The 19,797-nt window shown below is 55.4% G+C and carries 20 protein-coding genes; 11 read left to right on the top strand and 9 right to left on the bottom strand.

Features of this window, described 5'->3' with window-relative positions; all coding sequences use genetic code 11:
• Positions 1–91 precede the first annotated feature (91 nt).
• From AC1Z3F_RS11305 to AC1Z3F_RS11290, 4 genes are all read right to left on the bottom strand, one after another.
• Positions 92–1,582, bottom strand: coding sequence for an alanine/glycine:cation symporter family protein (locus AC1Z3F_RS11305; protein WP_262199323.1), 1,491 nt, complete (start codon positions 1,580–1,582; stop codon positions 92–94).
• Positions 1,583–1,757: 175 nt separating this feature from the next.
• A complete protein-coding gene (ykgO, locus tag AC1Z3F_RS11300) occupies positions 1,758–1,880 on the bottom strand; it encodes a type B 50S ribosomal protein L36 (protein ID WP_131089188.1) in 123 nt (40 codons plus the stop codon).
• A 38-nt stretch (positions 1,881–1,918) separates the two neighbouring features.
• Positions 1,919–2,959 (bottom strand): GTP-binding protein, encoded by a 1,041-nt coding sequence (locus tag AC1Z3F_RS11295; protein WP_483565735.1) that lies wholly within the window; start codon positions 2,957–2,959, stop codon positions 1,919–1,921.
• Between the two features lie 100 nt (positions 2,960–3,059).
• Entirely contained in the window at positions 3,060–3,917 is an 858-nt protein-coding gene (locus AC1Z3F_RS11290) for a fumarylacetoacetate hydrolase family protein (RefSeq protein WP_131089186.1), read from the bottom strand.
• A gap of 215 nt (positions 3,918–4,132) precedes the next feature.
• Between AC1Z3F_RS11290 and AC1Z3F_RS11285 the strand changes: the two genes are divergently transcribed.
• The 5 genes from AC1Z3F_RS11285 (at position 4,133) to AC1Z3F_RS11265 (ending at position 8,656) form a co-directional block, all read left to right on the top strand.
• On the top strand, positions 4,133–4,774 hold the full coding sequence (locus tag AC1Z3F_RS11285; RefSeq protein WP_444614234.1) for an ABC transporter permease: 642 nt from the start codon (positions 4,133–4,135) through the stop codon (positions 4,772–4,774).
• A gap of 52 nt (positions 4,775–4,826) precedes the next feature.
• Positions 4,827–6,029, top strand: a complete 1,203-nt coding sequence (locus AC1Z3F_RS11280) for a betaine/proline/choline family ABC transporter ATP-binding protein (protein WP_483566957.1) — start codon at positions 4,827–4,829, stop codon at positions 6,027–6,029.
• A complete protein-coding gene (locus tag AC1Z3F_RS11275; protein WP_131089183.1) occupies positions 6,026–6,754 on the top strand; it encodes an ABC transporter permease in 729 nt (242 codons plus the stop codon). The genes AC1Z3F_RS11280 and AC1Z3F_RS11275 overlap by 4 nt, the downstream gene beginning before the upstream one ends.
• Positions 6,751–7,728, top strand: a complete 978-nt coding sequence (locus tag AC1Z3F_RS11270) for a glycine betaine ABC transporter substrate-binding protein (protein ID WP_131089182.1) — start codon at positions 6,751–6,753, stop codon at positions 7,726–7,728. Before AC1Z3F_RS11275 ends, AC1Z3F_RS11270 begins: the two co-directional genes overlap by 4 nt.
• 379 nt (positions 7,729–8,107) lie before the next feature.
• Positions 8,108–8,656 carry a YceI family protein gene (locus tag AC1Z3F_RS11265; RefSeq protein WP_483565734.1) on the top strand — a complete coding sequence of 183 codons (549 nt, stop codon included), beginning with the start codon at positions 8,108–8,110 and terminating at the stop codon, positions 8,654–8,656.
• Between the two features lie 116 nt (positions 8,657–8,772).
• Here AC1Z3F_RS11265 and AC1Z3F_RS11260 read toward each other — a convergent pair whose 3' ends face one another.
• The gene (locus tag AC1Z3F_RS11260; protein WP_483565733.1) at positions 8,773–9,219 is read right to left on the bottom strand and encodes a hypothetical protein; all 447 of its coding nucleotides are present in this window, start codon (positions 9,217–9,219) and stop codon (positions 8,773–8,775) included.
• 158 nt (positions 9,220–9,377) lie between these two features.
• On the opposite strand from AC1Z3F_RS11260, the gene AC1Z3F_RS11255 reads away from it, so the two are divergent.
• Positions 9,378–10,031, top strand: coding sequence for a LysE family translocator (locus tag AC1Z3F_RS11255; protein WP_483565732.1), 654 nt, complete (start codon positions 9,378–9,380; stop codon positions 10,029–10,031).
• A 58-nt stretch (positions 10,032–10,089) separates the two neighbouring features.
• Here the strand turns inward: AC1Z3F_RS11255 and AC1Z3F_RS11250 are convergent, their stop codons facing one another.
• Positions 10,090–10,737: a metal ABC transporter ATP-binding protein gene (locus tag AC1Z3F_RS11250; RefSeq protein ID WP_444614231.1), complete on the bottom strand. Its 648-nt coding sequence runs from the start codon at positions 10,735–10,737 to the stop codon at positions 10,090–10,092.
• Between the two features lie 53 nt (positions 10,738–10,790).
• Between AC1Z3F_RS11250 and aztB the strand changes: the two genes are divergently transcribed.
• Genes aztB through aztD form a run of 4 tightly spaced genes read left to right on the top strand, consistent with a single transcriptional unit; the run spans position 10,791 to position 15,013 of the window.
• Positions 10,791–11,660, top strand: coding sequence for a zinc ABC transporter permease AztB (gene aztB / locus AC1Z3F_RS11245; RefSeq protein ID WP_483565731.1), 870 nt, complete (start codon positions 10,791–10,793; stop codon positions 11,658–11,660).
• A complete protein-coding gene (locus AC1Z3F_RS11240) occupies positions 11,657–12,904 on the top strand; it encodes an ABC transporter (protein WP_483565730.1) in 1,248 nt (415 codons plus the stop codon). The genes aztB and AC1Z3F_RS11240 overlap by 4 nt, the downstream gene beginning before the upstream one ends.
• Positions 12,904–13,827, top strand: a complete 924-nt coding sequence (locus tag AC1Z3F_RS11235) for a metal ABC transporter substrate-binding protein (protein WP_131089176.1) — start codon at positions 12,904–12,906, stop codon at positions 13,825–13,827. The genes AC1Z3F_RS11240 and AC1Z3F_RS11235 overlap by 1 nt, the downstream gene beginning before the upstream one ends.
• Before the next feature lie 19 nt (positions 13,828–13,846).
• Entirely contained in the window at positions 13,847–15,013 is a 1,167-nt protein-coding gene (gene aztD / locus AC1Z3F_RS11230) for a zinc metallochaperone AztD (RefSeq protein ID WP_483565729.1), read from the top strand.
• An 80-nt stretch (positions 15,014–15,093) separates the two neighbouring features.
• Here the strand turns inward: aztD and AC1Z3F_RS11225 are convergent, their stop codons facing one another.
• The 3 genes from AC1Z3F_RS11225 to AC1Z3F_RS11215 are packed head-to-tail and all read right to left on the bottom strand — an operon-like array spanning position 15,094 to position 17,956.
• Positions 15,094–15,726: a LutC/YkgG family protein gene (locus AC1Z3F_RS11225; protein ID WP_483565728.1), complete on the bottom strand. Its 633-nt coding sequence runs from the start codon at positions 15,724–15,726 to the stop codon at positions 15,094–15,096.
• On the bottom strand, positions 15,723–17,174 hold the full coding sequence (locus AC1Z3F_RS11220) for a LutB/LldF family L-lactate oxidation iron-sulfur protein (RefSeq protein WP_483566956.1): 1,452 nt from the start codon (positions 17,172–17,174) through the stop codon (positions 15,723–15,725). The genes AC1Z3F_RS11225 and AC1Z3F_RS11220 overlap by 4 nt, the downstream gene beginning before the upstream one ends.
• Positions 17,175–17,191: 17 nt before the next feature.
• On the bottom strand, positions 17,192–17,956 hold the full coding sequence (locus AC1Z3F_RS11215) for a (Fe-S)-binding protein (RefSeq protein ID WP_483565727.1): 765 nt from the start codon (positions 17,954–17,956) through the stop codon (positions 17,192–17,194).
• A gap of 111 nt (positions 17,957–18,067) precedes the next feature.
• Between AC1Z3F_RS11215 and AC1Z3F_RS11210 the strand changes: the two genes are divergently transcribed.
• Positions 18,068–19,780 (top strand): L-lactate permease, encoded by a 1,713-nt coding sequence (locus tag AC1Z3F_RS11210; RefSeq protein WP_483565726.1) that lies wholly within the window; start codon positions 18,068–18,070, stop codon positions 19,778–19,780.
• The last annotated feature ends 17 nt before the right edge of the window (positions 19,781–19,797 follow it).

Below are 19,797 nucleotides of genomic sequence, written 5' to 3'. Positions count from 1 at the left end.
CAGCAAATGATCTCGGTGCGGATCCTGGAAACAGGATCCGCACCGAGATCATTTTTTGCATCAATTCGCGCCTAGCTCATTAAGCGAGGTGTTATCCGCTATGTGCTTGACGATGTTGGGAGGAACCAACAACGTCACCGGACTTCCACTCACTCCAGCCATCGCGGTCCTTCATGAAGTCCTCAATCTGTGCCTTGTTGGCTTCCAGCTTCGGATCATTCTTGAGGTACCAGCGGGTTTCACGAGCAATCAAACCGGACATGATGAGCAAGCCCACGAGGTTTGGTAGGGCCATAAGACCGTTCATCATGTCGGAGAAGTTCCATACGGCGGTCAGCTCGGTGGTGCAACCTACGTAGACAATCAACGAGAAGAGAACGCGGAATGGCATCACTGCGCGTCGACCAATCAAACGCTCAATATTGCGTTCACCGTAGTAGCACCAGCCAAGGATGGTTGAGAAGGCGAACATAACCAGGCCGATGGTGACAACCCAGTGTCCCCACTGGCCGGGCAGGCCGTGGGTGAAGGCTTGGCCGGTCATCAACGCGGCGGAGACTTGCGCGCCGGTGGCTTCATCAATCTTGTTCCAAGTACCGGTGGTGATGATCACCAATCCGGTGCAGGTAACTACGATGATCGTGTCGATGAAGGTCTGAGTCATGGAGACCAGACCCTGACGGACCGGGTGGGTGGTCTGTGCCGCGGCAGCCGCGATAGCCGCCGAGCCCATGCCGGATTCGTTGGAGAAAATACCGCGAGCAACACCGTACTGTACGGCAATGATGATTGCAGACCCGGCGAAGCCACCTACGGCCGAGGTGCCGGTGAAGGCGTCAGTGAAGATCTCTGCAAAAGCGGCGGGGATGCCACCGACATTGGCAATCAAGATGTAGATCGAAGCAACCACATAGAACACGATCATGATCGGCACGAAGCCGGCGGTGACCTTGCCGATGGACTTGATGCCACCAACAAGGACAGCCAGTGACAGAATGGTGAGGATCAGGCCCGTGACCCACGGGGTGACGCCAAAGGAATTATCCAGGTTGGCGGCGATCGAGTTTCCCTGGGTCATATTGCCGATGCCGAAGCTGGCCAGAGTCGCGGCGACAGCGAAGAACAAAGCCAAGAATTTACCGAATGGGCCTTTGATACCGCGCTGCAGGTAGTACTGCGGTCCGCCGGATTTTTCACCTGCAATATCCGTGCCGCGGTAGCGGACGCCGAGGTAAGCCTCGGAGTACTTGGATGCCATTCCCAGCAGGCCGGTGACCCACATCCAGAACAGCGCGCCCGGTCCGCCAATGCCGATGGCTGTTGCCACGCCGACGATATTGCCAGTTCCAACCGTGGCGGCCAAGGCCGTCGTCAACGCTTGGAACTGTGAGACGTCGCCTTCAGCACCATCATCTTTGCGTTTGAGCAATCCTAGGCGAAGCGAAGCGGCGAGCTTGATAAATTGCAATCCTCCGAGGCGAATGGTCAGGTACAGGCCAGTGCCTAGTAGCAACGGGATCAGACAGAATGGTCCCCAAATAACTGATGAAATATCTCCGAAGAGAGTTCCCAGAGCTTCCATGTATACAACATCCCTTGTGCGAGTGAGTGACAAAGAGAAAGCTTGTAGCTCCCATAGCTGACATCTTATGGCAGAGTGCGATGTGTGTCACTGAATGCTCTGGTGAGCGGGGTAATCATCACGATGGACGGCGCCTTGCCGGCATCGAAGACGCGATGCCGGCAAGAGAGGACCGTTAGCCCTGACGAGCCTTGAGTCTTGGATTCTTTTTATTGATGACGTAGATACGTCCGCGACGCCGAACCACTTGGGATCCTGGCGCATTTTTGAGGTCGCGAAGAGAGTTGCGAACTTTCATTTTTCACCTCCTTTGGGGCAGGTCATGTTGGCGGTAACTCAGGATGCGGAGAATAGCCCTTGCAGCTCTTCCTCTGTCACCTGGCATTGGTGGAATAGGTTAGTAATCTCGTCTGCTTCGTGTTCTGAGCCGTAGAGCAAGAGCTCGGAAGCGGCGATTTCAGTTGACCATGAGCCGGTATTTTCCATCCAGAGACGCGGTCCTGCACTTCCGATGGCTACTCGTTCACTTAGTGCACTGGCCACCCAGAGTCGTCCCCGGATGCAGGTACAGGTCGCGGCTAGCGCAGGGAGCGCTTCACGGAACCGTTCGGGATGAAGGGGTCGTTCTGCGATTAGGTGGATTGGTGCGTGTTTTGTTGGTGACGAGGCTTCTGAGATATCAGGTATGTGCCCAGCACTGGTACGTTGCTGGGCGGCACCGGGATTGAACGAGCCGACCTGGCTGTCATGACTGCAGATAGTGGCGTGTGGGGCCATCTGTTGAACCACGCCAAGTCCGGTGTCAAAGTCTTCGCCGCCAATGCGACGAGGCCCCTTGGGGGATTCCAGCAGCCGTGTGTGCATCCCTTCTACGGGTAGGACCGTGTCAGCTTGCATGAGCTCGGTGAAGAAAAACTCTCCGGCGGTGCGTTGGTCGCGCTCCATGGAGCTGAATCCTGACTCCCATAAGGAGTGCTTGTCCCACATGTGATCTTCAAGTTCAGTGGGGTCCAGCGAGAGTGCGATGCTGTTGATGCTGATGTCAACAGTGGCAAGCTTTTGGGCCAATGTTTCCAGCACTGACCCGCTATGCCACGTTGCGGGCAGACCTAGGAGCATTGTGGCTTCGTTATCCTGGGGCGCCAGCCGTTCAATAGCGGGAAAGATTTCGTATTTGACGGCGCAACCGATGCACGGATGTTCGAGGACCGCTTCACCATGCTCGGCTGCAGCGTTCCCTGCAACGGTGCGTACCAAACGATTTCCCTCGATGAAATCGTAGGAAAGGATTATGGCCTCTGGATAGTGGCGCCGTAGGTGTTCCAGCCCAGCATCGCGGCAGGAGGTGTCGAGGGCAGAGAGGACGATAACATTCACGTCTTGAAGACTATATGAGAATGAGTCTCAATAACAAATAATGAAGCGCGGACAAAAATGGCCTGCCAGTTCTAACTGACAGGCCATGAGGGAAAGCTAGCTAGTGCTGTGCAGCGTTGAAGGTTGTCCGGGCGACACCCAGACCGTCGATGCGAGTCTCCAACACGTCGCCGTGCTTGAGCCACGGGTGACGGCCATTTTCATCGCGACGTCCCAGCGCCACTCCGGCAGGCGTGCCGGTGAGGATGACATCGCCTGGCTGAAGTTCGTTAAACGTCGACAAGTAGGACACCAACTGCTCAGCGTTGAAGATCAAATCATCAATCTGGCCTTCCTGGACGATAACTCCGTTCACGGCACTGGTGATTTTTGCTGCCGGATCTAGCTCATCTGGCGTCACCAGCCATGGACCTAGCGGAGTGGAGTGGTCCCAAATCTTTCCTTGAAGCCATTCGGAGCTTCGTCCTTGGAAGCCTCGCATCGACACGTCACTGGATACGGCGTAACCCGCGATATGTGATGCGGCATCTTCTTCGGCGATACGCCGGCCCGGCGTACCAATGATGATTGCTAGTTCAGCTTCATAGTCCACCCGGTGATCTTCGACAGGGATTTCTACTTCGTCGTTTGCGCCGCACAGCGACGAAGCGAACTTCGCGAACACTGTGGGGTATTTAGGCAACTCTTGACCAACTTCAGCAGCGTGGGACTTGTAGTTCAGTCCGATGCAGTAGATCTTTGACGGGTTAGGAATCAGCGGCGCGTAGTGAGCTTCACCTTCAGCAATAGACTCACCCACCAGTGCACGAGCGATGACTTCCTGCTGCGTTGGCTCATCCAAGCGCAGGAATCGCTGGACGGTATCAAGGTTGTCTAGGTAGTAGGCTCGGCCATCTTCGATGACGGCTGCGGTGGTGTGTCCTGGTTCGCTGGTGAGGCGGAGCGTTGCAAGTTTCATGATTCCATCTCACTACATTTCTCGTTGAAATCACACCCTGTTTCAGGTTCCCACAAGCATTGTTTTGAGCAAGCTAACTGCCCATGTACCAAGTCAGGAAACGCCGCGAACCTTGGTGAGCTAGATAACCCCCGGTAAGCTCAGGGCAGGAACAGGGCGATTTATGCGTCCTGAGATCGAGCTTGATACGTAACTAAAGTGAAGTAGGTTTTAATGTGGGTGAATTTTTTGAGGAGCGATATCGCAATATCCTCTTCGCCTCCTGGCAACACTTTTCGCTTGTCCTGCAGTGCCTGATTCTGGCAACCATCATTTCAGTAGTGCTTGCCGTACTGGTGTATCGCAATAAGGCATTATCTGGAATCGCGAACTCCGTCAGTGCCATCGGCCTGACCGTCCCATCCTTTGCACTGATCGGTTTGCTCATTGTCCCGTTTGGTTTTGGTGTCGGACCAGCAGTGATCGTTGTGACCTTCTTTGCCGCCTTGCCGATTCTGCGCAACGCCATCGTAGGCCTGAACAACATTGAACCAACCATTGTCGAATCAGCCAGGGGCATCGGCATGAGCCGAATGAAAACCCTTGTTTCCGTTGAACTGCCCATTGCTTGGCCAGTGATCCTCACCGGCGTGCGTGTTTCGGCGCAGATGGTGATGGGTGTAGCCGCCGTTGTTTCCTACGCCTTGGGCCCTGGACTTGGCGGATTTATCTTCCAAGGTCTTTCCCGTTTAGGCGGCGCTAATGCCCTTGAATCAGTGGTTACCGGCGTTGTCGGCGTCGTGATTCTGGCTCTCATTCTTGACCTGATTTTGCTCGGCATCGGCCGACTAACTACCCCGCGAGGTATCCGTGTCTGAAAATAAGAATTCCGAAACTTTGACTGCCCAGAATGTCACTGGCGCTTCGATCATGCTTGAAGAAGCCACCAAAACCTACCCCGGGCAGAAGAAATCTGCCGTCGGGGGACTCACCCTGGAAATTCCAGCCGGTTCAATCGTGATGTTTGTTGGTCCTTCCGGTTGTGGCAAGACCACCACACTGAAGATGATCAACCGTCTGATCGAGCCCACCAGCGGAAAAATCGTCATCAACGGCGAAGACGTGACCGGAATGAACGGCGATGAACTACGTCGTCGCATCGGTTACGTCATTCAGGCTGGCGGCCTGTTCCCGCACATGACCGTGGCAACTAACATCGCCATGGTTCCTAAGATGCTGGGCTGGTCAAAGGAAAAGATCGCTGCTCGTGTTGATGAGCTTCTCGAGTTGGTCTCGCTGGATCCCGAGATGTACCGCGACCGCTTCCCGAAGGAACTTTCCGGCGGACAACAGCAGCGTGTTGGTGTAGCCCGCGCCTTGGCCGCTGATCCACCGGTCTTGCTGATGGATGAGCCTTTTGGCGCGGTGGATCCGATTACCCGTCAGCGACTTCAGGATGAGCTTCTGAATATTCAGTCTGAAGTTCAGAAAACCATCGTCTGTGTCACCCACGACTTTGATGAGGCCGTGAAGCTGGGGGATTGGATTGCCATCTTCAACGAAGGTGCACAACTGGAGCAGTACGATTCGCCAGAACGAATTCTGGCCAACCCCGCCAGCGAGTTTGTCGAAAACTTCATCGGCTCAGGCGCCGGGCTCAAGCAGCTGACCTTGACCCGAGTCAACGAAGTTGAGCTGGAAGAAGCAGTCACAACCACTCCGGGCAAGCGAGCTTCAGAGGTGCTTTCCCAACTGCAGGGTGCCGGGCGCAAACACGCTGTGGTCTTGGACTCGCGTGGCCGCCCATTGCGTCGTTTGGATCGACGTCAGCTATCGCGTGCAGAAATCATCGATGGCACGCGTGATCAGAATCTTCCAGTAGTTGGCGAGCAGGCAACCCTGAATGACGCGCTGGATACGATGCTGGTAGCCAGTTCCGAGTCCGCTTTGGTCACCGGTCGTCGCGACGTGCTTCTTGGCGTCATCTCGGTGCAGACCGTTATGGAAGCCATTGCGGCAGCTAACGGTTCCCAGGATGGAGCCCACAACGCGCCGGTCGGTTTGAATTCTGGTGCGATCAATGTGGTGGACATTGAAAGTGAAGCCATCACGCCGGATGGTGAACCCGTATGAGCGGAGAAAAACGAAGCCTGATATGGCAGATCATTGGCATTGCCATCGCCTTCGCGGTGCTGGTTATCTGGCTGTTAAGCGCAGATCTCACCGAGACTGAGCGCCAGACACTGGATCCCGCCACCATTTGGGGCTACACGCTTCAGCATCTGCAACTGACGGTGATTGCAACGATCATTGTTCTGATTATCGCCATCCCGTTGGGCATCCTACTGACCCGTCCCTCATTGCGGCGCGCTGCCCCAATCGTTCGCGCCATCGCTAACTTCGGGCAAGCTGCACCGGCTATCGGTGTCATTGTCTTGTTAGCTTTTTGGCTTGGCTTTGGATCGAAAACTGCCATCGTTTCACTGGTGATCTACGCGATTCTTCCGGTGCTCTCCAACACCATCGTGGGATTGCAACAGGTTGACCAGCGCATCGTGGAAGCCGGGCGCGGTATTGGCATGTCTTTGATGTCTGTGCTGTTCAAGGTAGAGCTGCCTCTGGCAGTTCCGGTCATGCTTTCGGGCATCCGCACCGCGTTGGTCCTCTTGGTGGGTACAGCAACGCTGGCCACTTTCATCAACGGCGGTGGACTGGGCATCTTGATCACTACCGGCGTGAACCTGAACCTGAACGTCGTACTGATTACCGGTTCCTTGCTGGTGGCTTTGCTGGCTCTGACCATTGATTGGCTGGGGCGAGTAGTTGAACAGGTTGCACGTCCGAAGGGACTGTCATGAAACACGTACTAAAACTATCGGTGTTGTCCGTTGCCGCCGTGATCGGTTTGACCGGTTGTGGCCTGAGTCCATCCACTGGCACCGTTCCAGAAGTGGGGCCCGGGAAAATTCAGCCGGTTGCCGACGCTGCTGATGCTCCGAAGGTGACCGTGACTTCTAAGTCGTTCACCGAGCAGCTGCTGTTGGGCAAGATCTCCGTGATTGCCTTGGAAGCTGCCGGATATGATGTCACCGACTTGACCAACGTTCCGGGATCTCAGCCTGCACGTCAGCTCTTGCTCTCTGGAGATGCAAGCATGCTGTGGGAATATACCGGCACAGCCTGGTTGACGTACCTCGGGCATGAGAAACCAGTGGTTGGCGAAAAAGCTCAGTGGGAAGCGGTGCAGAAGGAAGACGTGCCCAATGGCATCAACTGGGGCAAGCCGGCACCACTGAACAATACGTACGCCATGGCCATGAACGAAAAGACGGCAAAGCGTCTGGGCATCACTAAGCTCTCAGAGCTGAAGAGTTTGGATACGAAAGACCTAACCTTCTGTGTTGATCCTGAATTCAACTCACGTCGTGATGGTTTGACTCCAATGCTGGAACACTATGGCATTGATCGTGGGTCTCAAGTATCTGAGAACAACATCGGTCTCTACGACGTAGGTGCCATCTATCAAGCAACGGCTTCAGGAGCCTGTGACTTCGGAGAGGTGTTCACCACCGACGGTCGTATCAAGGCGCTGAATCTGACGGTGCTGGAGGACGATAAGAAGTACTTCCCAAGTTACAACGCTGCTCCGGCCTTCAACGAGGCATTCTTGAAGGAACATCCAGACGTCAAAAAGATCATGGGTGAGATCGCTCCATTGCTCACCGATGAGGTGTTGATGGAACTGAACTACCAAGTTGATGTGGTTGGGCGCGAACCGGCGGACGTCGCCTTTGAATGGATGGTTGGCGAGGGGCTAGTCTCCAAGCCGTAGGCCTGATCTTCTTACTGCTCAATGACAACTGCTCACTACCAAAGGCTGGATCCTGACACTTGAAAGTGTCGGGATCCAGCCTTTGTCATTGAAGATTCACGGGAAGTTATTCCCAACGGCAAGTGATGGGCGCATGATTGAAAAGGTGAATGAGACTGGTGTGGCTGTTCGCGGACACGTTCAGGGCGTCACAGGAGCCGAGGCAAAATAAGTTTTCTGGCAAACATTCAAGTCAGAAACGATTTATCGGGTTGAGTCTCTAAAACGAGGAAAATTTTTAGCAAAGTTGTTGACGCTTCAACTTTCTTCGTGCAATACTTGTATCAGCAAAACAAATTGAACCGTCAACTAATTGTTGGCGTGATGAAAGGACTTAGATATGACTGCATCTGCACTGACTTCCGGCACCTGGAACCTTGACGCTTCACACTCCGAGGTCGGCTTCTCGGTCCGTCACGCTGGTATCTCCAAGGTTCGCGGTAGCTTCACCGAATTCGATGCAACCCTGACCGTCGGCGAAACCCTGGCTGACTCCAGCGTTGTTGCCAACGTTCAGATCGCCTCGGTCAACACCAAGGACGCAAACCGCGATGGACACCTCAAGAGCGCTGACTTCTTCGACGCCGAGCAGTTCCCAGCCATGACCTTCAAGTCCACCGGCATCAAGGGTGACTCGGAAGAATTCGTCTTGGTCGGCGAGCTGACCGTCCGTGGCGTTTCGAAGGTAGTTGAATTCGACGTAGAGCTTGGTGGCCAGGCAGTGGACGCATTCGGTGCAACCCGCGCTGGCTTCTTCGCAAGCACCACCATTTCCCGCAAGGAATTCGGCATCACCTGGAACGCAGCTCTTGAAGCTGGCGGTGTTTTGGTCAGCGACAAGGTCAAGATCGAAATCGATGCTTCCTTCGTGCTTCCAACCGAAGCCTAAATAAAACTTCCCGAAGGCCGTCGCATGGGGTGACGGAATAGAGGGCCGATACAGACAAAGCCTCCGAACCATTCGTGGTTCGGAGGCTTTGTTGTTGTATGAAGCGTTTTCTGAGCTTAGTAACTGTAAGCGGATTCAGGCGCTTCCGGTGCCATGATCGCAAATACGATCACACCGACAAAACTCAGCACGTAGATGAGGCCAAGGATTAAGCCGATCCAGCCGGTTACCTTGCCAACGGTTGCTGGAGTATTAAACTCGCGCTCGGCCTGACGAGCCTTGATGATGGCGATGGGGCCGAGGATGATTCCGAGAAGGAAGAGTGAGATGATGCCCAGAATCATTGAAGTTTGCGCGAGCTGGCTGCCTACGAACTGATTCTGATTTGGGTACCCCTGATTTGGGTAACCCTGAAAACCCTGTTGGTACGGCGAGTTCTGATTAGGCGACTGCTGGTATCCGAACTGCTGATACTGACGGGACTGGCCATACTGCTGATTTTGTTCTTGGTTTGGCTGGCCTGAAGTGTACGGATTCTGTGGTTCGCCATTCGGAGTCGACATTGCGGCCTGCTTTCAAACTAGGTGGTTAGTTCATTAAATCAATCATGCGGCCAATTGACCCAAATAGATTGTGTTTGGGCCAATGAGATGTCACTTCGGGGCGCTAGAAAAGTCATCAGTTAGTCGGGCAAGCCAATTGGTTTCTAGAATGGTGAATCATGACTTGGGCTTCGTTTTGCGCGTATCTTGGCGTGTGCGTGATGGTGACACTTTCACCCGGACCGGATACTTTTTTGGTACTGCGCTATTCGCTGGTTCGTCAGCTACACGGAGTCATCGCGGCTCTCGGGATGATGGTGGCCATCTTTGCTTGGGCCACTCTGGCAGGGGCTGGAGCAGCTTCGGTCATTCAACGATTCCCTATCGTTGAGACGGTCATCTCGACTCTCGGTGGACTGTATCTGATCTATCTCGGGCTCTCTGGTTTTTTCAAATCACGAGCGGTCGCTAAAGCCGACAGCGCTATCGCTCGCACCGAAACCCGTTCCACCACCGCGCGGCAGGTTCACTCGCTGGGCAAAACTTTTACCGCCGGCATGCTCTCGGCTGCGCTCAATCCGAAGCTGGGCCTACTGTTTCTAGCGATGATGCCAACCTTTATTCCCCAAGGTTCTAATACCTTCGTGTGGGGCATGGGGCTGGGCGCAATCTTCGCTTCGGTTGGATTCATCTACATGCTGATTTTGAGCACGGCAGCGTCAAAAGCGATGCACTGGTTCAAGCGCCCAGAGATCGCTTTGCGCTTGGAATGGGTTGCTTGCGCAGCGCTATTCATCATGGGTGTGGGCGTACTTGTTCACGCGTTCTTGTAGACCGAGGCGTGGCATAACACTCATATCGAGAAGGCATCTGTAGCATCGATAGCTAGCGTTAGGTGGCCAGACTTGGTGCTGGGCACTGCGCGATGGCACCGTCGCGCAAAGCGATGGCTCGATCCGCAAGCATTTGAGAGTCGTGATCATGGGTCACCAGCACCACTGCTCGTCCACGGTCCGCTTCGTCGCGCAAAATCTTATGAATCGCATCTCGGCTTGATGTATCCAGCGAAGCTAGCGGTTCATCAAGCAGCAGCACCGGGGTTTGCTGGACCAATCCTTGAGCCACTAGCGCACGCTGGCGCTGCCCGCCGGAAAGCGTGGAGAAATTTCGGCGTTCAAATCCACTAAGGCCCACGCGCTCTAGTCCCTGTGCGACGACCCGATTGCGTTCTATTCGTGTGGATCGAGTGTGCCATGTCCCCATCGCTACAACATCGGCCACACTCAGTGGCAGAGCCGGGGGAGTGTTGGGTCTTTGAACCACCAGCGCAACTGGAACCGGTCGTTCGATGTGACCGTGGCTGGGCAGCATGACACCAGCAATCAGTTCAAGCAATGTTGACTTTCCTGACCCATTGGCGCCTGTGATGGCCAGGATTTCTCCCTTGTTGATAGTCAGTGATACTCCATGCAGCATTTCTTCCTGAGCATAGGAAAAATGCACCGAGCGAACGTGGATCAAAGTGTTGGGTGTTGTCATAGCTCCAGTGTAGCAATTGATAATGATTCTCATTTAAGGTTACTCTGTGTCATGTGTTGATACTTCCTTTCACTTCTGAGTTCATGGAGCGCGCCCTGATCGGCGGCAGCTTGGTCGCAGTTATTTGTGCCATCGCCGGTACATGGGTCGTGATTCGTGGGATGGCTTTTCTCGGCGAAGCGATAGGCCACGGCATGCTCCCTGGAGTTGCCCTCGCGACCGTATTGGGACTGCCGGTAATGCTCGGCGCTGCGGCCAGTGCCGTGGTGATGACTGGCCTACTTGGTGCAATGCAACGAAAAGGAAAACTTTCCTACGACACCAGCATCGGTCTGGTCTTCGTGGGCATGCTGTCACTGGGAATCATCATCGTCTCCCACTCACGTAGCTTTGCCACGGACGCCACAAGCATGCTCTTTGGCGACATCCTGGCCATCAACACTGCGGACCTGTGGCTTCTAGCCGGAGCCTTGTTGCTGAGCGTGGCCATTGCCGTGAAGTTTCACCGAGCCTTCGTAGCTAGTGCGTTCGACACTCGAATCGCCTTGACCTTGGGCTTCAAGCCAGGACTAGCACAAATCATGCTGGTGCTTTTAGTAGCGCTGGCTATCACAGCCTCTTTCCGGTCTGTCGGAACGTTGCTGGTGGTTGGCATGCTTCTGGCGCCAGTCGTAGCGGCCAAGGTTTGGGTAGCGCGCATTCCCGCCATCATGATCCTGGCCGCCGTTTTCGGAGTGCTCGGTGTGAGCGGCGGACTACTAATTTCTTGGTACGCACAAACGGCAGCGGGGCCTTCAATCTCTTGCCTGGCCATTGCGTTGGCCGGCATTTCGGCCTTGATTCAAAAGCTTCTGAGTACTCACAAGTGCATGCCTGAAACGGCACACAATAAATCGCTACTACACGTTGAAAGTGCCACATGAAGGCTCAGTCCTACTCACTTACCGCAGTACTACTAAGCGCAGTACTACTGGCGGGATGCGCCGCCTCTCCGTCCGCCACCAACGACGATAGCGCCGTGGAACCGGCAGATCACGGAGCCGTTGAAGGAGCACAAGAAATGCCCGAGGCACCACTACATCTAGTGACAGTGGACGCTAGCGGCACAAGCGGAATGCTGGATCTGCTCACCGATGAAGAAACTGAACTGAGCGAGCTAAAGAACTTCCAGAATCTACAAACCGAGGGACGCTACCTCTTTGCCGATACGGGGGCAGGGGTAGACATCGTTGATAGCGGGATGTGGAGCTGGAACCACACGGACCATTTCCATTACTACCGCGGCACACCGCAAACTCTCGGTCATCTCGATGGCGAGGGACCAGCGCAGATCATCGGTGGACCGCTCTCCACCGCAGGAAGTACCGGTGTTTATTTCCCAAAGACGGGAAGGGGAATTCTTCTAAAGAATTCTGAACTGGCCAAGGGTAACGTCAGTGAACAATTCACTACTCAAGCCTCACCTCATCAAGGTCTACTGACTCCGCTGGGAGAAGGTGCCATAACTAGCGAAGCTAAAAGTGAAACGGCTCCGGCACAAGTGCAATATTTGGACGCCGAGGGCCACCCGGTAGACGGTGCAAACGCTCCCTGCGCTAACCCGAGTGATGCCACACAGACTGCTGCAGGACTCGCTATCGCGTGTGAAGAAGGCATCCTCGTTGCCAACGAAGAACAGCCTGGACACCCAGAATTTGAACTGGTGAAATATCCCCAAGGGACTACCGCTGATGAACGAGTTGACCAGCTTGAACATCGCAAGGCCCGCCCTGTGGTGGCTGGTCTGGCAGGGGAGCGAGGGGCTTGGGTTATTAATACCCGAGACCTGAGCATGAACAGAATTATGGAGGATCAGAACCTCCTGAAGGTCACTGCCGTGGGGGATAAAGACGGCAACGTGGTGGCTGTAGATGCAAGCGGACGGGTGCTGGTCTACTCCACAGAAGCCGGAAAAACTACCGGAGTCAGCAAGCCAGTGCTTCAGGAAACTGTGAAAAATCCTCAGGCCTTGGCGAGCACAAATTTGGTCGTCGATGCTCAGCGAGCCTACGTGAATGCCCCTGCGCAGAAGAGAGTGTTTGAAATCGATTTTGCTGATTCAGCACGGATCGCCCGCACCCTTAGCCCGCAAATAGATCCGACCTGGATGACTCAGGTGGGGAATTGATGAGCAACAATATAAGGCACTCAGGTAAAGCGCTGGCCTTGCTGCTGGGCGTATCGCTGTTACTGACTGGCTGCATCGGCACGGCACAGCAAGATGAGAAACCGAGCATTGTGGTCACCACCAACATTCTTGGAAATGTTGTGCAGAACCTAGTCGGTGACCAAGCCCAAGTTCACACGCTGATGCCCCCAAATGTTGATCCGCACTCCTTTGAGATCTCCGCGCAGCAAGCCGCCTTGCTCCATGATTCAGACCTGGTGGTTTCCAACGGGTTGAATTTGGAAGAAGGCCTGCAACATCAGCTGGACGCGGTTGATGAGGCCGAAAACAACCACTTTGTCGCCAGCGATCATTTTGAGGTTCTAGAGGTTGCAGGGTCTAACGGTGCAGCCGACCCACATTTCTGGACCGACCCAGCAAAGATGATCCAGGTGGTTGACGCCTTACACCAGCAACTCAAGGATCTCCCCGGAATTTCTGCGGAACAGTTGGCTTCCGATACCCAGGGGTACCGCGCCGAGCTCACTGAGCTTGAACAGCAGATGACCGCTTCTTTCGCGCAGATTCCCGAACAGTCTCGGGCGTTGGTAACCAACCACCATGTTTTTGGTTATCTCGCCGAACGCTTCGGATTCAAAACCATTGGGGCAGTGATCCCTTCGGGGACAACACTCGCCTCTCCAAGTGCAGCGGATCTAGCGTCGCTGGCCGAAGCCATTCGTAGTTCAAAGGTCCCCGCGATCTTTGTTGAGTCGGCCCAGCCGGACAAGCTGGCACGCGCCCTGGCCGATGAAGCCCAAGTAGAGGTACAAATCGTCGAATTGTATTCAGAATCGCTCACGCCACCGCATCAAGGGGCCGATAGCTATCTGCAGATGATGCAAGTGAACACCGAACGAATCACCCATGCCCTGCGCAACTAAGCGCAACAAGAAAGGAATCATGAATCTCATCTCGCCTCGCACCCTCAAAGCCGGGTCAGCTCTAGCCGTCCTAGGTCTACTGGCCACCGCATGCACCGCACCCAGTGCTGCCGAATCCGAAACTGTGTCACCAACTAGGATCGCGGTGACCTATAAAGACGGCGTCTCAGTACTCGACGGGAAGTCACTGAAAGTACTCAAGAGTTTTGACACCGAAAAATTCACGCGATTGAACTCGGCAGGAGATGGCAAAAACTTCCTGCTCACCACCTCCAAAGGATTCCAAGTTCTGGATGCAACGGCTCCTGAACTGACCGAGACCACCTTTGTCGCCGGAGCTGCTGGACATGTGGTTCCACATGCTGGCAAGACAGCGCTCTTTGACGACGGCAGCGGAACCACCACGATCTTCGACACCAATAAGCTCGCAGAGGCCGATGGAAAACTGCCGGAAGTTCAAACTGTCGAATCCCCAGCTCATCACGGGGTCTCGGTGACCTTGGACGACGGTTCCTTGTTGACCACCGTTGGTGATGACACCTCACGTACCGGTGTGAAACTGCTTGATGACAAACAGCAGAAGATCGCCGAAAGCACCGATTGCCCGGCAGTGCACGGTGAAGGTACCGCTGCAGATGGCCGTGCAGTCTTCGGCTGTGAGGACGGGGCATTGGTATTTGCTGACGGAAAATTCACGAAGCTCACCGCACCTGATACCTACGGTCGCATGGGCAACGCCTACGTCTCACCAACCAGTGAATTAGTCATTGGCGACTACAAGGATGACCCAGATGCCGAGGGCAATTTGCTGCACCAGATCACTCTGATCGATACCGCCAAGCTCAGCTACAAGGTAGTAGATCTGCCCAAGGGAATTGAATACACCTGGCGCGGAGTCACCCGTGGTCCACAGGATCTTGGTTACCTGTTAGGTACCGACGGTAAGATCCACGTGATTGATCCAAGCACCGAGAAGATCACCCGTGACATCGATGTTATTGACCCGTGGGAAGGACCGGCCGAATGGCAGGAAGCCCACCCGTCCCTGCGCATTGATGGCAACACCGCCTACGTCAGCGAACCAGCTAAGAAGTCGGTGTACGCCATCGACCTTGAGACCGGTAAAAAGACTGCGACCGTGAGACTGGACGCGGAGCCTAACGAAATGGCTGTGACCACCAAGTAGAGCTTGCAGAAGAAATAGTTGTGGCCGATTGCCCGCCCGAATCTGGGTGGGGAATCGGCCACAAGTCTGAGCGCGTCGAATTACAGACCGCGCACCATCAGTACATCCAAGGTTCGTGGACCGTGCACACCCTCAACACGTTCGAGCTCGATATCACTGGTGGCCGAAGGCCCAGAAATCCAAGTTAGCGGGCGGGTGATAGAAAGCCGTGGCATGGCTTCGGGCAGTAGCTGCACAATCGTGGAGATCGGCACAATGCACACGTGGTGATCCGGTACCAACGAGATGGCACGACGTCCCTGATCTGGCTGACCATCAAGGATGATGGTGCCCGACTCCGCGACGGAGACTGCTGAAGAAGTCACCACCGCACTGGTGGCATCTAGTTCGGCCACGCTCAAGCGGGCGCCGGGAGCATCAAGACGCTGTTCCACATCTTTGTCTAGCGCCGAAAGCCAGTGGGTATCTAGGCCCTGCGGGTAGACAACACTGCTGGCGTCCTTGAGCTTGGCTGCCACAAATTCAGGAATCTGCGCCGCATCGATGACCTCAACGCCGGCCTTGTAATCCACCAAACGGTCTACCACGAGTTCGATGAGCTGCTCTTCATTCATGGCGGAGGTGGTGCGGTATTCGCGCGGCACTTCTTCGGTCACCGGGGTATCGGCTAGGGCCGTACGAATCCTTGAGAGGATCTCATCTTTGGCGCTCACTTGGACTCCTTTTCGTCGCTCCACCAGTCGCGGAAAGACTTACTTGGTGGTGCGGGAATGTCGCGGCTCTGGGTCCACCCGGCAGCGATGCCCGGCAGCTTTTTGATCTTCTTATCCTTACCGGCGGCCAATCGACCCAGTGGCAGTGCTTTTTCGAGCAGACCAATATTTTTGCCCTTGCCCAAAGCCCAAGATCCGCCCTTCATCAATAGATCCATCTGGGTAGGCAGTTTGTGCTTCTCACGTTTGGCATCCACATCTTCGCCGCGCAGGTGCACAAGGATTTCTGGGATGTTGATCTTTACCGGGCAGGCTTCATAACAAGCCCCACACAGTGAGGAAGCGTAAGGAAGAGATCCGTTTTCCTCAACCTCGATGCCGGTGAGCAGCGGGGAGAGGATCGCGCCGATCGGGCCCGGGTAGGTTGAACCATAGGCGTGACCGCCCGTGCGCTCGTAGACCGGGCAGACGTTCATGCAGGCCGAGCAGCGGATGCAGTTCAGCGCGGTGCGGCCAAAGCGGTCAGCCAGGGCTCGGGTGCGTCCGTTATCGAGCAAGACGATGTGCACATTCTGCGGGCCGTCGTCTTCGGTGACACCGGTCCACAGTGAGGTGTACGGGTTCATGCGCTCACCGGTGGAGGAGCGTGGCAACAGCTGCATGAAGACCTCGATGTCCTCCCACTGCGGCAGTACCTTCTCGATACCCATCACGGTGATCAGGGTTTCTGGCAGGGTCAGGCACATGCGGCCGTTGCCTTCGGACTCGACCACGCCCAAGGTGCCGGTATCGGCTAGGGCAAAGTTGGCTCCGGAGATCGCGACCTTGGCAGCCAAGAACTTCTTGCGTAGGTGGGCACGAGCCGCTTCGGCCAACTTGGCTGGCTCATCGGTCAGGTTCGGATCCACCACCGGCATCTCCTTCAGGAAGATGTCGCGCACCTCGGTGCGGTTTTTGTGGATGGCAGGAACCAGGATGTGGCTTGGCTTGTCGTGGCCTAGCTGGACAATCAGTTCGGCAAGGTCGGTTTCAAAAGCACTAATACCTTCGGTTTCCAAGTGCTCGTTGAGACCAATTTCCTGAGTGGCCATGGACTTAACCTTGACCACCTCGGTGGAGCCGGTGGCTTTAACAAGATCGGTGACAATCTGGTTCGCTTCATCCGCGTCACGGGCCCAGTGGACAATACCGCCGCGTGCCGTGAAGTTCTTTTCGAATTCCAGCAGACGCTCTTCAAGGGTGGCCATCGAATTGTTCTTGATGACGCTGCCCGCATCACGCAGGGCTTCCCAGTCGGGGAGTTCACCAACGACCTTCAGGCGCTTATCGCGGATGGTGTGGGTGGCATGGCGCAGGTTTTTGCGCATCTGGGTGTTGCCCAGCTCGCGGTGCGCTGCCTTGGGGAAAGGCTCGGATTCGAACAGGTTGCCCTGTCCGCCAGCGGGCATGCCGAGGAATACCTGAGTCACAGTGACACCGTCTCTTCCATGGTGCTGGCCAGGATGTCGGCCAGGTGCAGGGTCTTGGGCTTGGCGCCGGTGCGGGAGAGGCCGCCGCCGATGTGCATCAGGCAGGAGGCGTCGCCGCCGGAGCAGGCCGAAGCGCCGGTGGAGCAGATGTTCTTCACCTTGTCATCAAGCATGGCCGAGGAGACGTCCGCGTTTTTGATCGAGAAGGTTCCACCAAAACCGCAGCACTGGTCAGCTTCGGGCAGCTCGTTGACGGTAATACCGCCGACGGTCTTGAGTAGGTCCAGCTGTCGATCGCCTAGTCCCAAGGACCGCATGCCGTGGCAGGACGGGTGGTAGGTGATGGTTTCGGGGAAGTAGCTACCCAATTGTTCGGCCGCGTTGGTGACGCCCAGAACGTCCACCAGTAGCTGGGTCAGTTCATAGGTGCGCGCCCCAACGGCCTTGGCTCGTTCCTTGAGTTCTGGTTTGCCCAAGCGATCAGCTAGGTAGGGGTGCTGGTGCTTAACCGAGGCAACGCAGGAACCGGAAGGGGCGACTGCAACGTCGTAGTCGTCGGTGTCGAAGGCATTGATGTGGTTTTCGACCACGGGCAAGGCTTCGGGCATGTAGCCGGAGTTCATGTGCATCTGCCCGCAGCAGGCTTGTGCCCTGGGGAAAATTACCTCATGTCCCAAGCGTTCGAGCAACTTCACTGTCGACTTGGCGGTTTCTGGATACATAGCGTCCACTATGCACGTGGCAAAGAGAGCGATTCGCATAATAAATGACTCTTTCAGAGTGTGGTCTGACCATACTATGCGAAGAAATTCGTAATAGTCAAGACTTGTTGTGATGACACTCACGTTGTACTCTTGATGGTCGGACCACATATGGTCAGACCATCTTCTAGTAAGGACGCCCACACCGTGTTTACACCATCTACCGAGCCGATAGCGGGCAGTGTTGCCCTCTCGGCGCTTGTTGCTTTAATCCCTTTGATCACCTTCTTTGTACTGTTGGCTGTGATCAAAACCAAGGCGCACTGGGCCGGATTGGGATCTCTGGCAGTCGCCATTATCGTCGCCATTATTGGATGGAAAATGCCGGTATTGATGGCACTGAACTCCGGGGCGATGGGAATGGTTTTTGGGGCCTTCCCGATCGTCTGGATCGTGGTCATGGCCATCTTCCTCTACCAAGTCACCGTCAAATCCGGACGCTTTGAAGACCTGCGTCGTGTCTTCGACGTGATCGGCGGCGGGGACGTAAGAATTCAGGCTGTGTTGATCGCTTTCTGCTTTGGTGGGTTGCTTGAAGCGCTGGCTGGATTTGGTGCACCGGTAGCCATTACCGCCACCATGCTGCTGGCTTTGGGGCTGTCTCCGCTGCGTGCGGCTTGTGCCGTGCTGATTGCCAACACTGCACCAGTGGCTTTTGGTGCGGTGGCCATCCCCATCACTACCGCTGGTGCGTTGACCGGAATCCCGGCTCATGAAATTGGTGCCGTGGTAGGCCACCAGTCGCCGCTGTTGGCGTTGTTTGTACCAACTATCTTGGTGCTGATCCTTGACGGTTGGCGCGGTGTGCGCCAGGTGCTGCCAGCGACCCTGACTATCGGTATTTCCTTCGGTATCGCCCAGTGGCTGTGCTCCACCTACTTCTCGTACGAACTCACTGATATCGTGGCCTCGTTGGTTGGATTGGCCGCAGCGGTCATCTTATTGCGCTTCTGGACTCCTAAGGGTGCATCCGAAGCACGCCAGCGCGTGTTGACCGCTGAGGCTGCTGCATTGCCGGTGGAGCAGGGCACTAAATTGCACGGACTAAATACCTGGATGGCGCTGTTCCCATACTTGCTGGTCATCGTCATCTTCGGCCTGGCCAAACTGTGGAAATTGGGAATCGACATCCCAGCGTGGCTGGCTAGTACTGACATCAAGTTCGGTTGGCCAGGACTATATGGGGAAGTGGTGGACTCCAGCGGCAAGGCTGTCTCGTCAACCATGTACACCTTCTCGTGGTTGTCCTCGCCGGGTACTCTGCTGCTGATCACCGGCGTGATTGTTGCTTTTGTATATTCACGCAATACCTCCGGCGGCAAGTACGCCTTGACCTTTGGTGAAGGTCTGTCGGAAATCGGCAAGACTATCTACAACATGCGATTTGCCGCGTTGACCATCCTTTCGGTGCTCGGCTTGGCCTATGTGATGAACCTGTCCGGCCAGACCATTACGGTGGGCACTTGGCTGGCTGGAGCCGGTGGATTCTTTGCGTTCCTTTCACCAATTCTTGGCTGGATCGGCACCGCCGTGACCGGCTCGGATACTTCTGCGAACGCGTTGTTTGCCAAGCTGCAGCAGACCGCTGGTGTGAATGCGGGTATTGACCCCAACCTATTGGTGGCTGCTAATACCTCAGGTGGTGTGGTCGGCAAGCTGATCTCCCCGCAGAACCTTGCGATCGCCGCAACCAGCGTGAAGATGGAAGGCCAGGAATCGGTCATCCTCAAGAAGGTCGCCGGATGGTCTGTAGGCATGCTGCTGGTGCTGTGCTGTTTGGTTTACCTGCAGTCCACCCCGGTGCTTTCGTGGATGCTTCCGTAGTTCTTTGACCGGCTAAA

The organism is Glutamicibacter sp. MOO4, assembly GCF_056934395.1.
Note: the sequence above shows the minus strand (reverse complement) of the source record. Positions and strands in the feature narration are given on the sequence as shown.

What these genes read in the sequence shown, in the direction of transcription:
- AC1Z3F_RS11305 (WP_262199323.1), bottom strand. Translation starts at nt 1,582, where the DNA reads ATGGAAGCTCTGGGAACTCTCTTCGGAGATATTTCATCAGTTATTTGG.
- AC1Z3F_RS11275 (WP_131089183.1), top strand. Translation starts at nt 6,026, where the DNA reads ATGAGCGGAGAAAAACGAAGCCTGATATGGCAGATCATTGGCATTGCC.
- AC1Z3F_RS11255 (WP_483565732.1), top strand. Translation starts at nt 9,378, where the DNA reads ATGACTTGGGCTTCGTTTTGCGCGTATCTTGGCGTGTGCGTGATGGTG.
- AC1Z3F_RS11235 (WP_131089176.1), top strand. Translation starts at nt 12,904, where the DNA reads ATGAGCAACAATATAAGGCACTCAGGTAAAGCGCTGGCCTTGCTGCTG.
- AC1Z3F_RS11290 (WP_131089186.1), bottom strand. Translation starts at nt 3,917, where the DNA reads ATGAAACTTGCAACGCTCCGCCTCACCAGCGAACCAGGACACACCACC.
- ykgO (WP_131089188.1), bottom strand. Translation starts at nt 1,880, where the DNA reads ATGAAAGTTCGCAACTCTCTTCGCGACCTCAAAAATGCGCCAGGATCC.
- AC1Z3F_RS11220 (WP_483566956.1), bottom strand. Translation starts at nt 17,174, where the DNA reads ATGCCCGCTGGCGGACAGGGCAACCTGTTCGAATCCGAGCCTTTCCCC.
- AC1Z3F_RS11270 (WP_131089182.1), top strand. Translation starts at nt 6,751, where the DNA reads ATGAAACACGTACTAAAACTATCGGTGTTGTCCGTTGCCGCCGTGATC.
- aztD (WP_483565729.1), top strand. Translation starts at nt 13,847, where the DNA reads ATGAATCTCATCTCGCCTCGCACCCTCAAAGCCGGGTCAGCTCTAGCC.
- AC1Z3F_RS11210 (WP_483565726.1), top strand. Translation starts at nt 18,068, where the DNA reads ATGGTCAGACCATCTTCTAGTAAGGACGCCCACACCGTGTTTACACCA.
- AC1Z3F_RS11240 (WP_483565730.1), top strand. Translation starts at nt 11,657, where the DNA reads ATGAAGGCTCAGTCCTACTCACTTACCGCAGTACTACTAAGCGCAGTA.
- AC1Z3F_RS11280 (WP_483566957.1), top strand. Translation starts at nt 4,827, where the DNA reads ATGCTTGAAGAAGCCACCAAAACCTACCCCGGGCAGAAGAAATCTGCC.
- AC1Z3F_RS11215 (WP_483565727.1), bottom strand. Translation starts at nt 17,956, where the DNA reads ATGCGAATCGCTCTCTTTGCCACGTGCATAGTGGACGCTATGTATCCA.
- AC1Z3F_RS11250 (WP_444614231.1), bottom strand. Translation starts at nt 10,737, where the DNA reads ATGACAACACCCAACACTTTGATCCACGTTCGCTCGGTGCATTTTTCC.
- AC1Z3F_RS11260 (WP_483565733.1), bottom strand. Translation starts at nt 9,219, where the DNA reads ATGTCGACTCCGAATGGCGAACCACAGAATCCGTACACTTCAGGCCAG.
- AC1Z3F_RS11265 (WP_483565734.1), top strand. Translation starts at nt 8,108, where the DNA reads ATGACTGCATCTGCACTGACTTCCGGCACCTGGAACCTTGACGCTTCA.